General features: G+C 72.8%; 13 protein-coding genes. 5 read left to right on the forward strand and 8 right to left on the reverse strand.

The features are described 5' to 3' along the window. Window positions 1–248: 248 nt before the first annotated feature. A complete protein-coding gene (locus ACZ6JY_RS10120; protein ID WP_469194170.1) occupies window positions 249–764 on the reverse strand; it encodes a lytic polysaccharide monooxygenase auxiliary activity family 9 protein in 516 nt (171 codons plus the stop codon). Window positions 765–1,021: 257 nt separating this feature from the next. Here ACZ6JY_RS10120 and ACZ6JY_RS10125 point away from each other — a divergent pair, with 257 nt between their 5' ends. The 3 genes from ACZ6JY_RS10125 to secD all read left to right on the forward strand — a co-directional run bounded on the left by ACZ6JY_RS10125 (window position 1,022) and on the right by secD (window position 4,641). Then, on the forward strand, window positions 1,022–1,618 hold the full coding sequence (locus ACZ6JY_RS10125; protein ID WP_469194172.1) for a carbonic anhydrase: 597 nt from the start codon (window positions 1,022–1,024) through the stop codon (window positions 1,616–1,618). 156 nt (window positions 1,619–1,774) lie between these two features. Further along, window positions 1,775–2,146 carry a hypothetical protein gene (locus ACZ6JY_RS10130; protein ID WP_469194174.1) on the forward strand — a complete coding sequence of 124 codons (372 nt, stop codon included), beginning with the start codon at window positions 1,775–1,777 and terminating at the stop codon, window positions 2,144–2,146. Between the two features lie 89 nt (window positions 2,147–2,235). Next, window positions 2,236–4,641 carry a protein translocase subunit SecD gene (secD, locus tag ACZ6JY_RS10135; RefSeq protein ID WP_469194176.1) on the forward strand — a complete coding sequence of 802 codons (2,406 nt, stop codon included), beginning with the start codon at window positions 2,236–2,238 and terminating at the stop codon, window positions 4,639–4,641. Window positions 4,642–4,677: 36 nt separating this feature from the next. Here the strand turns inward: secD and ACZ6JY_RS10140 are convergent, their stop codons facing one another. After that, window positions 4,678–5,274: an acyl-CoA-like ligand-binding transcription factor gene (locus tag ACZ6JY_RS10140; RefSeq protein WP_469195010.1), complete on the reverse strand. Its 597-nt coding sequence runs from the start codon at window positions 5,272–5,274 to the stop codon at window positions 4,678–4,680. A gap of 100 nt (window positions 5,275–5,374) precedes the next feature. Between ACZ6JY_RS10140 and ACZ6JY_RS10145 the strand changes: the two genes are divergently transcribed. Beyond that, on the forward strand, window positions 5,375–6,310 hold the full coding sequence (locus tag ACZ6JY_RS10145; protein WP_469194178.1) for an oxidoreductase: 936 nt from the start codon (window positions 5,375–5,377) through the stop codon (window positions 6,308–6,310). Between the two features lie 49 nt (window positions 6,311–6,359). Here ACZ6JY_RS10145 and ACZ6JY_RS10150 read toward each other — a convergent pair whose 3' ends face one another. The 3 genes from ACZ6JY_RS10150 to ACZ6JY_RS10160 form a co-directional block, all read right to left on the reverse strand. Then, window positions 6,360–7,202, reverse strand: coding sequence for a DUF1206 domain-containing protein (locus ACZ6JY_RS10150; RefSeq protein ID WP_469194180.1), 843 nt, complete (start codon window positions 7,200–7,202; stop codon window positions 6,360–6,362). Window positions 7,203–7,269: 67 nt separating this feature from the next. Beyond that, the gene (locus ACZ6JY_RS10155; protein ID WP_469194182.1) at window positions 7,270–7,698 is read right to left on the reverse strand and encodes an STAS domain-containing protein; all 429 of its coding nucleotides are present in this window, start codon (window positions 7,696–7,698) and stop codon (window positions 7,270–7,272) included. Between the two features lie 173 nt (window positions 7,699–7,871). Continuing rightward, entirely contained in the window at window positions 7,872–8,534 is a 663-nt protein-coding gene (locus ACZ6JY_RS10160) for a M23 family metallopeptidase (protein ID WP_469194184.1), read from the reverse strand. Window positions 8,535–8,735: 201 nt separating this feature from the next. Between ACZ6JY_RS10160 and ACZ6JY_RS10165 the strand changes: the two genes are divergently transcribed. Then, the gene (locus ACZ6JY_RS10165) at window positions 8,736–9,842 is read left to right on the forward strand and encodes a hypothetical protein (RefSeq protein ID WP_469194186.1); all 1,107 of its coding nucleotides are present in this window, start codon (window positions 8,736–8,738) and stop codon (window positions 9,840–9,842) included. 9 nt (window positions 9,843–9,851) lie between these two features. Here the strand turns inward: ACZ6JY_RS10165 and ACZ6JY_RS10170 are convergent, their stop codons facing one another. The 3 genes from ACZ6JY_RS10170 to ACZ6JY_RS10180 form a co-directional block, all read right to left on the reverse strand. Continuing rightward, on the reverse strand, window positions 9,852–11,303 hold the full coding sequence (locus ACZ6JY_RS10170) for a hypothetical protein (RefSeq protein ID WP_469194188.1): 1,452 nt from the start codon (window positions 11,301–11,303) through the stop codon (window positions 9,852–9,854). Further along, window positions 11,300–11,653 carry a hypothetical protein gene (locus ACZ6JY_RS10175; RefSeq protein ID WP_469194190.1) on the reverse strand — a complete coding sequence of 118 codons (354 nt, stop codon included), beginning with the start codon at window positions 11,651–11,653 and terminating at the stop codon, window positions 11,300–11,302. The genes ACZ6JY_RS10170 and ACZ6JY_RS10175 overlap by 4 nt, the downstream gene beginning before the upstream one ends. A gap of 183 nt (window positions 11,654–11,836) precedes the next feature. After that, window positions 11,837–13,426 carry a sigma-70 family RNA polymerase sigma factor gene (locus tag ACZ6JY_RS10180; RefSeq protein WP_469194192.1) on the reverse strand — a complete coding sequence of 530 codons (1,590 nt, stop codon included), beginning with the start codon at window positions 13,424–13,426 and terminating at the stop codon, window positions 11,837–11,839. Window positions 13,427–13,478: the final 52 nt, after the last annotated feature.

The following is a 13,478-nucleotide window of genomic DNA, read 5'->3' on the forward strand; positions in this document are numbered from 1 at the left end:
GCGGTGGGGGTGCAGAGGGGGGCTCGGGCAAGCTAGTGCAGGTCTTCAACGGCCTGCTATGCCTGGAGATGCGCGTCCGGACGGATCCTTTTGGCATACGGGTGACTAGCGGGGCCCGGTGACGGGGGCTCCCCGGGACACACCGGAGCGCCCGCCCCGGGGGAACGCCGGCGTTCCCCTGGGGCGGGCGATGCGGCACGGGTGTGTGGGGGGTGGGTGTTCAGCCCGTACCACTCACCGGCGTGGGTTCAGCCCTTGATGTTCACGTCGATGCAGGCGTAGAACGCGTTGGAGGTGTCCGCGATGTTCCACACCGCGAGGACCTTCTTCTTGCCGGTCAGGCCGCCGAAGTCGACCTTGTGGGTGACGGTCGAACCGGGCTGGGCGCCGCCGTCGTCGACCTCGGCGATCTTGTTGCCGTCGACGAAGTACTGCCAGGTGTTGGTCCGGTGGGCCGCCGTCAGCTTCCAGCTGAAGTCCTGCGACGAGCCGACGTCGGTGACCCGCCAGCCCTTGCTGTCGTCGTCCAGCTCGGCGAAGCGTGAGTTGCCGCCGCTGCACGTCGTCTGTCCCTTGGGGCCCTCGACGCTCTGCGGCTCATGGGTGATCTCGCCGCACGCCACGGTGCCCGCGGCGCACTGGGCCTGGCGGCTCGGCGGTGTGGAGACGTAACCGTGGGCCCCGGCCGGACCGACCGCGGTCAGGACGAGCACGGGCGCGATGCCCGCGCCCACGACTGCTGCCAGCTTTCGCTTGGAACGCATCTCTGCTCCCTCTGGGTGGGGGGGTGAGGGGGAAGAGACGACCGGGCGCCTCGGTCGACTCATTGGCCTAGACCATACTGGTTGTCAGAACTCCGTCAAGGCTTCAAGTGATGTTCAAGCGCCGGAAGTTGCGCGTGGGACCGCCGGTCCGCCGTCAGAGTTACTGCCCGGCCGCGTCTCCGGCTCCATGGCCCGAGGTCGGGCATGGTGAATCGCGCCGGTCCGCACAGGGCCGCCCCCTACCCGAGGGAGTGACCGTGACAGAAGGCCTCGCGGCCGGGGTGAGACGTTTCCAGCGGGACGTCTTCCCCGCGAAGGCGCGCCTCTTCGAGCGCCTCGCCACCGGCCAGACACCGGACGCCCTGTACATCGGCTGCTCCGACTCCCGTGTCGTGCCCGAGCTGATCACCCAGCGCGAGCCCGGCGAGCTCTTCGTCGTCCGCACCGCGGGCAACCTCATCCCCGTCCACACGCCGTACGGGGACGGGGTGGCCGCGAGCATCGAGTTCGCCGTGGCCGAGCTCGGCGTCACCGATGTCGTGGTGTGCGGCCACTCCGACTGCGGCGCGATGACGGCCCTCGCCGAGGGGGCCGACCTGAGCGCCACGCCCGCGGTGGCCGACTGGCTCCGGCACGCGGACGCCGCCGTGGCCGAGACGGCCGACGTCGCGCCGTCGAAGCGCAAGGACGCGCTCATCCGTGCCAACGTCCGCCTCCAGCTCTCCCGCCTCGCCGCGTACGCCCGCGTCGCCGACGCCGTGGACCGCGGCGCCCTCACCCTGCACGGCTGGGTCTTCGACATCGGCACCGGAGCCGTGGAGGACGTCACCTCCGCGGCAGGCCAAAGGGCCTGAACCCGCTTCCCGTGGCCGCCCACCGCCTACGATGCGGTGGGTACCGTGGTGCGGAACCTCCGGGAGCGCCTCGTACGTTGGGCAGGTCGGGGCACGCCGTGTGCGCCCCGTGAAGCACCGGCCGGCGGTGCCGGAGACCGAGGACGGGGGACCCGCGTGTCGCAGCAGCGCCGTCCCGCACGCCTGGCCGCGTCCGCGCTCTCCCTCCTCGTCGCCGTCCTCGCCCTGTTCGTGCCGTCCACCGCGACGGCGTACGGAGTGCCGGGCGACGGGCGGCTCGCCCACCACGCGGTGGCGCCGCACGCGGGCAAGCAGACCGGGCCCGAGGACGTCCCCGCGCTCCGCGTCACCGTCGCCCACCGCCTGGACGCCCACATCCCGGGGCCGCAGCCACTGGGCTCCCCGCGCACGTCCCCCGACGTGGTGCCGCCCCGCGCTCCGTACGAGCCGGACGCCCGCCCCGCCGCGCGGTCGACGCCGCGTCAGGCGAGCGGGGCCGCCGTCCCGCGGGGCCCGCCCCACCGATGAGCACGCAGACCCTCCCCGACGCCTGACCCGGCGCCTTTCGCGCCGCACGGTCACGCGTCCCTCCGTCCTGCCCTCATCGTGGAGAACCCATGTCCCCTGCGCCCGCTCCCCGTGCGCCACGCGCCCGCAAGCCACGCACCGCCAAGCCACGCGCCACCAAGCCACGCACCCGGAAGTCGCGGGCGACCCTGTGGCGGGCGGTCGTCGCGCTGGCCGTCGTCGGCCTCTCGCTCTATGTGGCCCTGACCCAGACCGCCCGCCTCGGCCTCGATCTGCGGGGCGGCACCCAGATCGTCCTGGAGACCAAGGACGCGCCGAAGGTCAAGGCCGACGCCGGGTCCACCGATCGCGCCCTTGAGGTGCTGAGGCAGCGCGTCGACGCCCTCGGCGTCTCCGAACCCGGCCTCGCCCGCTCCGGCGAGAAGCGGATCATCGTCGAACTGCCCGGCGTCCAGGACCCGCGCAAGGCCGCCGAGGTCATCGGCCGCACGGCCCAGCTCTCCGTGCACCCGGTGACGGGCGAGACCGCCGAGAAGAAGGCTCCCGGCGGATCGCGCGCCCTGCCCGACCCCGACCGGCCCGGCAGCCGTCTCGTCCTCGGCCCGGCCGTACTCTCCGGAGACGGCGTCAAGGACGCCGAGGCGGTCCTCGACCAGCAGTCGCTCGCCGGCTGGACCGTCTCGCTCGACTTCCGAGACGGTGCGGGCGACGCCTGGGCACGCGTCACCGGCGAGGCGGCGTGCGCGCCGCAGGGCGCACCCGAGCGGCGCGTCGCCATCACCCTCGACGACAAGATCATCTCGGCGCCGAGCGTCAACCCGGACGTGGCCTGCAAGACCGGCATCACCGGCGGCTCCACCCAGATCACCGGCGGCTTCGACCAGGCAGAGGCCCGCGACCTCGCGGCGCTCGTCAAGGGCGGCGCCCTGCCGGTGCCCGTCGACGTCATCGAGCAGCGCACCGTCGGTGCCACGCTCGGCGCCGACGCCATCGCCGCGAGCACCCAGGCCGCCCTCATCGGCATCGCCCTGACCGCGCTGTTCATCACCGTCGTCTACCGGCTGCTCGGTGCGCTCGCCGCCCTCGCCCTCGCGCTGTACGGGCTGATCTCGTACGCCGCCCTGGTGGCGCTCGGCGCGACGCTCACTCTGCCGGGGCTCGCCGGATTCGTCCTGGCCATCGGTATGGCCGTCGACGCCAACGTCCTCGTCTTCGAGCGGGCGCGGGAGGAGTACCTCGCGGTCAGATCACCGGATCTGGCGAAGCCCGTACGCACCGGCTTCGCCAAGGCGTGGAGCGCGGTCATCGACTCGAACGTGACGACGCTGCTCGCCGCGGGGCTGCTGTTCTTCTTCGCCACCGGTCCGGTCAAGGGCTTCGGCGTCACCCTGTGCGTCGGTGTGCTCGCCTCGATGGTCACCGCCCTCGTCATCACCCGGTGCTTCGCCGACTTCGCCGTCAGCCGGGAGGCCGTACGCAGGCGGCCCGCCCTGACCGGCATCACCACCACCGGCCGGGTCCGCGCCTGGCTGGCCCGGCGCGACCCCGATCTGCTGCGCCACAGGCGCCGCTGGCTCGGCGCGAGCGCCCTGCTGGTCGTGGTGGCCGTGGCGGGCATCGTGCTGCGCGGCCTGGACTTCGGCGTGGAGTTCACGGGCGGCCGCCTCGTGGAGTACAGCACGAGCAAGCCCCTCGACGCGGACACGGCCCGCGGTGCGGTGTCCGACGCGGGCTTCCCGCGCGCCGTGGTGCAGGAGTCGGGGGAGGGCGACATCACGGTACGCACGGAGAAGCTCACCGACGACGAGCAGCGGCGCGTCACGGCGGCGCTGGAGAAGGAAGGCGGCACCGTCACCGTCGAGCGCGACGAACTGATCGGCCCCAGCCTCGGCGACGAGCTGCGGCAGAAGGCACTCATCGCCCTCGCCATCGCCGTCGGCGCCCAGTTGCTCTATCTGAGCGTGCGCTTCCGCTGGACGTTCGCGGCGGCGGCCGTGTCGGCGATGGTCCATGACGTCCTGCTGGTGGTGGGCCTCTTCGCCTGGCTGGGCAAGCCGGTGGACAGCGTCTTCCTCGCCGCGGTGCTCACCGTGATCGGCTACTCGGTCAACGACACGGTGGTCGTCTTCGACCGCGTACGCGAGGCCAGGCGCCGGGATCCGCGTGCCGATCTGGCGTCCACCGCCAACCGCGCGGTCGTGCGGACCCTGCCGCGCACGGTGAACACCGGCATGGGCGCGCTGTTCATCCTCGCCGCGCTCGCCGTGCTCGGCGGCGACTCGCTCGCCGACTTCTCCCTGGCGCTGATCGCCGGGGTCCTGGTCGGCATGGCATCGACGGTCTTCACGGCCGTGCCGATCGCCGTGGCCCTCGAACAGCGCAGCCCCGCCCAGCCGCCGCCCGCCAGGCCCGGACGGCCCGGCAGGACGTCGGGCGATTACAGCCCGTTGGAGGCGCGGCGGGGGAAGGAGCGCGGGACGGGGGCGGTCGTCTGAGAGGACCGGTGACGGTGGCCCGGGGTCCGTCCCGGGCTACCGCCCCTCGGTGGAGTCCAGCGCCGGGGCGATCACGGCGAACGCCCGGTCGAGGAGCGCGACCGGGTCCTCGGCGCCCTCCGCGTCACTCCACCGCTGGAGCGTCGCGTCGAAGGCGGCCAGCGCCATCCCGGCGGCGAGGCGTGGATACAGGGCGCTCCCGTGCCCGAGGCCGAGCCGGTGCGCCAGCTCCTCGGCCAGATCGTCGCGCCACTGCGCCTGACGCTCCAGGAAACGCCCCAGCAGGGCGGGCGTGCGCAGGATCAACTGCACCACGCGCAGCGCACGTTCGGAGTGGGCGGCGCAGGTCGCCAGCGGCACCCGCACGGCGTGCAGCAGCGCCACCGAGGGCGGTTCGTCCGCGGGGCGCTCCGCGAGGTCCGCGCGCATGCCGGTGCCCATGTCGGCGAGGAACTGGACGACCACGTCCTCCTTGGACGCGAAGTAGCGGAAGAAGGTGCGCCGGGAGACACCGGCGGTGGTCACGATCTCGTCGACGGTGACCGCGTCGAACCCCTTCAGCGCCAGCAATTGGAGCGCCGACTCGGTCAGTTCGTCCGACACGAGCCGTCGCTTGCGCTCGGCCATGGTCATTTCGGGGCGTTGGCTCACCCCGTCATCGTACATCTGATGCCGTGTTTGGCACTGAGGGAACATGTTGACACTCAGTGCCAGTGAGGGCAGCATGTGCCGCATGACGCAGCGACAGTGGACCATCGATGAGATGCCGGATCAGACCGGCCGGACCTTCATTGTCACGGGGGCGGGCAGCGGACTCGGTCTCGCGACGGCGCGGGCGCTCGCCCGCAGGGGCGGGCATGTGATCCTCGCCGTGCGGGACGAGGCGAAAGGGCGTCGCGCCGTCGCCGAGATCACCGCTGAGCGGCCCGGTGCGAGCCTGGAGGTGCGCCGCCTCGATCTGGCCGATCTCGACTCGGTCCGCGCCTTCGCCGAAGGGCTCAGGGCCGACCACTCCCGCCTCGACGTGCTCGTCAACAACGCCGGCGTGATGGCGCCGCCGCGCTCGCTGAGCGCGCAGGGGCACGAGCTTCAGTTCGCGGTCAACCACCTGGGCCACTTCGCGCTCACCGGGCTGCTGCTCGACCTCCTGTGCGCGGGCCGCGATCCGCGTGTGGTGACGGTCAGTTCGGTGAACCACCGGCAGGGGCGGCTCTTCTTCGACGACCTGCACGGCGAGCGCCGCTACCGGCCCATGGCCTACTACAACCAGTCCAAGCTCGCCAACGCCGTCTTCGGCCGTGAGCTCCACCTGCGTCTCACCGAGGCGGGCAGCCCGGTGCGCAGCGTGCTCGCCCACCCCGGCTACACCGCGACCAACCTTCAGCTCAACGGGCCCACCGGCCTCTGGCGCGTGCTGCTCGGCCGCATCGGCAACCCGCTGTTCGCCCAGCGCCCCGCGGACGGCGCCCGGTCGCAGCTCCGCGCGGCGACCGATCCGGACGTCGTGGGCGGCGAGTTCATCGGGCCGGGCGGCCCGGCGGAGCTGCGGGGCGCGCCGACACGGGTGGAGCTGTCACCCGGGGCGGCCGACGCCGGGGCAGGACGCCGCCTGTGGGAGGTCTCCGGGCAACTGACCGGCGTACGGTTCGCGTTCGCCCCGCAGCACTGACGCCGCGCCTCTCCCGGCGTGTGCCGGTGGCTCAGGCCTTGCCGATGGCTCAGACCTTGCGCCAGCGGGCGTTCGCCCAGGAGAAGAGGCCGAAGGCGACGAGGCCGACCGCGATGAGCGCGAGCAGCCAGGGGCCCGCGCCGGTGCCGGTGAACGAGCGCAGGGTGTTGTCCATGCCCTTGGCCTCGCCGGGCTTGTGCCGCAGCGCCGCGGCGACGGCGAATCCGCCGGCGACGCCGAACACCACGCCCCTGGCGGTGCCGCCGACGACGCCGAGGACGTCGACGCCCTGGCGCGTGCGCCGCGGCATCTCGGAGAGGCGCAGCCGCTTGTGGAACTTCCGCATCATGGCCCGTACGGCGATCCAGATCCCCGCCACGACGACACCGGCGCCCGCGGCGGCGACGATCCACTGCCCGCCCGGCCAGTCGAGGACCTTGGCCGTCACGTCCTTGGTGTGCTTGTCGCTCGATCCGCTGCCGCTTCCCTCGTCGCCGGCCGCGTAGGCGAGGACGGAGTACGAAACGAAGCAGTAGAAGAGGAAGCGCGCGCCGGACGTGGCCCGCTTGCCCGCCTTGTGACCGTCCGGCCCGGCCTGGCCGAACGCGGCCTCGGAGAGCCGCCACAGCGCCATCCCGGCCAGGGCGAGGCCGAGCAGCCACAGGAGTACGTTCCCGAACGGGCGGTCAGCCAGCTCGGCCACGGCACCCCCGCGGTCGGCCTGGCGCTGCCCCTCGTCGGAGAAGGCGATCCGCAGGGCGAGCGCTCCGACGAGGAGGTAGATCACGCCACGGCCGATGAAACCGGCCCGCGCCACCGCGTCGGCGGTCCGTCCCTTGGCCGCCCGCCGGGCATGGCCCTTTCCTTGCGCTGTCATCGAAGGCAGATGCATGGCTCCCGGATGCCCCGCCACCACCGCTTCATGCGGTCAAGGCGGCGCCTGGCGGGGGCATGCGGACTCAGCGGAAGCCGGTGCTCACGCCCGTCCGGCCGTCCGCGTACGGAGCGCTGGCGGGGATGGTGAACGTGCGGTCGAGCCGCGTGAGCCGCAGTACCCGCCAGTTGCCGGGGCGGCCGGGAACGAGCCACAGGGTGCCCCGGTCGGCGGCCACGCGCTTGCGGATCCGCACGAGCAGCCGCAGGCCGCCGGCGTCCAGGAACGTCACCTTTCTGAGGTCGGCCACGACCTGGTGGCCCGCTTGGTCGAGGAGGGCTATGACATGGGGGCCGAGCTCCTGGTCCGCCCAGGCGTCCAGCTCGCCCCAGAACGTAAGGACATCGGTGCCGTTCACCACGCGGTGACGCAGACCGAAGGTGAAGTCGGCAGTGTCCGTCTCACGGTTCAGCAGTTTCCTGCCTCCTTCACGGAATTCACGGAGCGTAGTCATTGGAGGTGGCTTGACCTGGTGGAACCGGGTTCGGACGCTGTCGCCGTCCAAGGACGGTGCCGAGGTCCCATGTCCATCGTTCCCGCTCAGAGGCGTTCGTACCCTTGTCCGTCGGGAAGTTTGAGCGAGAGACGGAACTGATGGAGCGTCAGTTCACTGACTACACAGGGTAATCAGATGCGGGCGCCGCGCCGGGCCAGGTACTTGACGGGGTTCACGTCCGAGCCGTAGCCGCGCCGGGCACGGATCTCCAGATGGAGGTGCGGTCCTGTGGCCCGGCCCGTCGCGCCGCTGCTCGCGATCCTGGAGCCGGTGCGGATACGGGCGCCCCGCCGCACCGAGATGCGGGAGAGATGGGCGTAGACCGCGTAGTACCCGTCCGGCATCCGCACGGTGACGGCCATGCCGTACGCACCCGACCAGCCCGCCAGCACGACCCGCCCGCCGCCGACCGAGTACACCGGGGTGCCGCGCGGAACCGCCAGGTCGACACCGGTGTGGTGACCCGCGGCCCAATTGCCGCGCACCCCGTAGCGGGCACTGACCCGGTAGCGCCGCCGCACGGGGAGGATGCGGCGCGGACGCGGCGCGCGGTTGCGCTCGTCGTCCTCCACGGGGAACTCGGCGTCTCCGTGGGCCAGCGCCTCCTCGAACTCGGCGTCGTAGTCGAGCAGGCAGTCGCCGTCGGCTCCCGCGGCGAAGGGGTCCGCGGCGCTTCCGGGCGCGGCGGCCCCCAGGGAGAGGGCACCGCCCGCCAGGAGCCCCGCGGCGAGGCCCAGGGCCTCACGTCGTGTGGTCGTGCCCGCCGGAAGCGGGCCGTCTATGTGGTTCTCCATCTCACCAAGCACAGCGGCCGAACGCGCGGGGCGCACGCCGACTGTGCCATCCGGCGTACTCCGGGTGACCGGCCGGAGGCTCATCAGGAGGGGTCGAACCGCCCATAACCACCGCCAATTCGTACGGATCACCGCCCTGTTGTCGTGCCCGGCGCAAGCAGCGGCTACGGTGCTGACGTGGTGATCGAGAGGGAGGGGCCGGTGCCAGGTACTGCGCTGCTCGTCGCGGCGGCCCCCGTGAACAAGAGCCGTCTGGTCGACGCGGCCTCCGTCCTGCCCGTACTCGCGGCGGTGACCCCGGCGACGCTCGCCGGGACCGCGACCGCGAGCGTGGTGGAACTGGCCGATCCGCTGGAGCCGCAGACGGTCCTGACCCGGCTGCGCGCCGCGGCCATGGCGCCGGGCCCGCTGACCATTTACCTGATCGGACAGGTGCACCTGGACAAACGCCAGCGCATGCTGCACCTCGCGCTGGCCCGCACCACCCCGGCGACCATGCGGTACACCGGATTCCCCTGGCACTGGATCGCCCAGGAGGTGCGGCTGCGCCCCGCGGGCAGCACCACGGTCATCGCCGACCTGCACACCGACGCCGAGAGCTGGGCGGCCCTGGCCGCGCACCCGCTCGAAGCCGGCCCCGGCGTCGCGCTGTACGGCCGAGTCGCCCCGCCGGCCCGCCGCAGGGCGCCCGCCGACCCCGCGTACATGAAGGCGCTCGCCACCGTCCTGCGCAGCGGACACCGCCCGCCGCCCCTCCAGCTCCACCAGCAGGCCGTCGCCCAGTCCCTCGGCGACGACGCCAAGGACCTGGTGCTCGCCCACGATCCCGCCACGGCGCCGCCCGCCGCGCGACCCCCGCAGTCACTGCCCCAGCGGCCCGCCGATCCGCACGCGGCGATCACCGAGGCCGTGCAGGCGGGACGGCACGGCGAGGCGGCGGCCCTCGCGGCCTCGTGGGAGCAGACCGCGCTGCGCACGCACGGACCCGGTTCGAACGAGGTCATCCATTGGATGGAAGTCCGCGCCGACCTCGCGCGCTTCGCCGGTGACCCGGCACGCGGCTGCGAGACCTGGCTCGCCGTCGCCGCGGCCCGCCTGACGGCGGGTCAGACGCCCGACTCACCGGAGGTGGAGGCCGCGGCGGACCGTGCGCACCACCTCTGGGACCGCGTACGCGACGCCGAGACCGTACGCGCCCTCGGCCCCGCCATGATCGCCCTGCGCCGACGGGTGCCGGGCCGCCAGCGAGGCGCCCTCTCGCTGGCCCAGCGCCGCCTGGAGCAGTTCCACTCCCAGCGGGTCGGCTGAGAGCCTGCGTCATAGCCCCGGCCGGGTGGTCGCCGCCCGGCGCGGCTGCACGCGCCGGGCGATCAGCATGCCCGCCGCCAGCGCGTGCGGCGCCACCCACGGCTCCGCGATGCCCCGCGCGGTGAAGGACCGGGCGATGTGCTCCTTCAACGTGAAGAAGGTGAGTGCCCGTCGAGGGTCGCACAGTGCGCGGGAGGTTTCTTCGTCCACGCCCCAGCGCCGCAGCGCGGACGCCGGTTCCCCGGCGGCGGCCAGCCTCGCTCCCTCGCCCAGCCAGGCGGTGTCGGCCGTGGCGTGCCGTTCCAGCCAGGCGACGTGGAAGGCCTCCGTCTCGCACTGCAACGCGTCGAACTCGCCGATCGCCTCCAGGTGCGAGCGCGGCATGGGGCTGAACACCAGGTCCGGGTCCAACGCCTGCCAGGAGAAGGGCCGGGCATGCTCCGACAGATCGGTGGCGGCCTCCGTGGCCTGCATCGGCACGCGCAGGAGACGGCGTGTGGACCGCTGCTTGCCCGGCTTGAGCTGCTCCAGCAGCCAGCCCGTCCTGACCTCGGCCGGGGGGTGCGTGCAACCGCGGTGGACGAACAGCGTCCGTTCCGCCACGTGCAGGGCCATCATGGCCACCAGCGCGGCCATGGTGGCCCGCTCCAGCATGACCAACGCTTCCCACCGGCCGTGGCTCTGCCTCTCACTGGCTCGTCTGGTGGCCCGGAAGGCGAGCCGGTCCGCGTCCCGTTCCCTGCGGTCGTCCGCGGAGCAGGCCGGGAGGTGCTCGCCCGGCGCGAACGCGTTCGGGCCGTGGGAGTGCCCGAGAACGTGGTGGGCCATCTCATGGCCGATGACGAAGCGATGGGCGAGGTGGCTCAGCTGCCAGGCGTACCGCTCGCCCTGCGGGCTGAGCCGCACCCCCAACTGCGTCGACACGGCCAAGGCCCGCTGATGGGCGGTGTGGTAGCGCAGCAGGGCGGTGAGCACGTCCTCGTACCCGAAGACCTCCCCCTTGCCCAGGTCGCGCAGCAGTCGCCAGAAGGCCGTGGGCGGTGACGCGGCGTGGGACCTCTGGTCGGCGCAGAGAGCGAGGTACTGGCAGTAGCCGGAGCAGATGCCGAAGATCCCGTCGGCGACGATGATCAGGCCCGAGCCGTCGTCGAAGGGGGTCATCTGGGCCGACACGGCTTGGTCGAGCGTGGTGACGAGGCGTAGCGAGTCGAGCCGGGCGGCGCTCGCCCCGAGGTCGGCCATCGCGGCCCTCAACTCCTCGCCCACCATGTCCATGAAGCCGGCGGACAGGTCGGTGCCCGGCTCGCACCGAGGGTCCTGTCGCCAGCTGGTGGCGTAGTCGTCGACCTGTCGGAGCAGGTCGTGGGCCCCGAGTTCCCGCAGTTGCCGCCGCTTTTCCTCCAGCACCGCCTCGCGGTCCGCCTGGAGCATCGCGCGCTTGCGGTCCGCCAGGGTCGTCATGGGCGCGCGGGCGCGTTGTGGCAGAAGGTGCCGAGTCCCACCCTGGCGACGAGGACGGCGATGAGGGCGGCCGTCGTGGGGTCGCCGAAGGACTGCTGGAGCACTTCCTGGAGGGCGCAGGCGTCGAGGAGCCGGTCCGAACCGGTGGTGCCCATGAGCGCCTGGGTCCGCTCGTGATGGCAGATCTTGCTCTGGAGTTCCCGGTGCTTGTTGGCGAACCACTGCTGCCCGAACCGGCGTTTGTCCTCGTCGTCAGCGGGTGAGAGCCCCACGCCCGCACCCAGGAGCTCCGCCCCCAGCAAGGCGTACAGCTCGTCGTCGCTCCTGCTCCAGTACTCCTCGACGGTCATGCGGTCCCGTCCCCCCGTCGCCCCCGAGCGGGCACTCGCCGTGACCCGCTGCCATCTACTGCGGGAGCATAGGGCCCGCCGCTTCCGCGCGGTGCGCGGGAACGGCGAACTGTGCACGGTTGCGGTAGAAGCGACAGCGGAGGTGCCTGTGGGGGACGCCCCGTCCGGCGGACCCGGGTGCCGTCAGCGGGACGTGCCGAACGCCTGTGTCCACCACGGGCCGCCGGAGGCGCGGTGGATGCCGACGCCCAGCTCCTTGAAGTCGCAGTTGAGGATGTTGGCGCGGTGGCCCGAGCTGTTCATCCAGGAGTCCATCACCGCGGCCGGGGTCTGCTGGCCGCGGGCTATGTTCTCGCCGTACGTGCTCCACTGATAGCCGGCGGCGGTGATGCGGTCGCCGGGGTCGGTGCCGTCCGGGCTGGTGTGGTCGAAGTAGTCGCGCGCGTCCATGTCCGCGGAGTGCTTCGTGGCGGCCGTGTCCAGCTCGGAGTTGGCGCGGACGGGCCCGCAACCCGCCTTCGCGCGCTCGGCGTTGACCAGCGAGACGACCTGGGCGGCGGCGCCGCTGGGGGTCTCGGGGGCGGGGGCCTCGGGCTTCGGTCTCGGCGCGGCCTTGGTGGGCTTCGGCGAGGGCTTCGGCTTCTTCGTCGCCTTGGCCTTCTTTCCCTCCTTCTTTTCGTCCTTCTCCTTCTCCTTCTTCTCCGTCTTGTCCTTGCTCTTGCCGGGGGACGGCTTCGCGGAGGGCGAGGCGCTCTTCGTGGTCTTCTCGGCGGTGGGGTCGGCCGGGGCGGCGGCGGTGGCCCGGGAGCTCTCGTCCTCCTCCGGGCCCGTGAACAGATGCACCGCCGCGCCCCCGGCGACCAGCGCGGCGACCGCGGCGGCCACCCCGGCGGTGCGGCGCTGCCGCTTGGCGCGTGCGCGACGGGCGAGGGCGCGCGCGGAGACGGGCGCGTCCTGGGCGAAGCCGACCGTGACCAGCCCGGGACGGGAGACCGCGGCGGTGAGGGCGGCCCCGGCGGGCACGAGGCCGAGCGCCACGAGGAGCCGCTCGGCGGGCACGAGATTCGACCAGTGGCTCGTGCAGACCGCGCAGTCACGGGCATGGCGCGCCAGGCGCTTGCGCCAGAGGGCGGACGGTACGCCGTCCCAGCCGGCGGCTATCTGCTGGAGGCCCGCACAGCGGGGGTCGGTCACCAGGGCACGGACCACCACGCGGCTCGTCTCCAGCTGGGCCTTCATCCGCTGCACCCGTACCGCCGCGTGCTGCGGGGTCAGTTCGAGCGCCTCGGCGACCTCCGCCCGGGTCAGCTCACCCGCGGCCTCCAGCCACCACAGCGACAGCAGGGCCCGGTCGTCCTCGTCCAGCCACCGGGTGGCCTCCGCGGTCTCCCTGCGCTGGCCCGAGAGGCCGAGCCTGGTGATGGTCAGGTCCACGAAGTCCGCGCCCGGGTCCTCGACGTCGTACCCGTCGCCGAGACCGCCGCCGCCGGGTATCGCGCCCGTGGCGCGCTCCCGCCAGTGGCCGCGTATCTGGTTCATGGTGATCGCCACGAGCCAGCTGCGGAAGTTCTCCGGGTCGCGAAGACCGTCCAGACCGCCCAGGACCCGGATCATGGTCTCCTGCACCACGTCGTCCACGTCCGCGTGCCCGTTCAGGGCCCGCCCGACGATGTTGTAGACCAGCGGCAGATACTCCGCCACAAGGGTGTCCTGCGCCTGCTGGTTCCCGTCCTGTGCCGCTCTGACCATCGCGACTTGGCGTTCGCTGCTCACGCTGTGTCCACTTTCTGTGTGGGGGGCTTGTCTCCTCCGGCACGAGGGAGAC

The sequence above is a fragment of the Streptomyces sp. NPDC046335 genome (assembly GCF_055587985.1).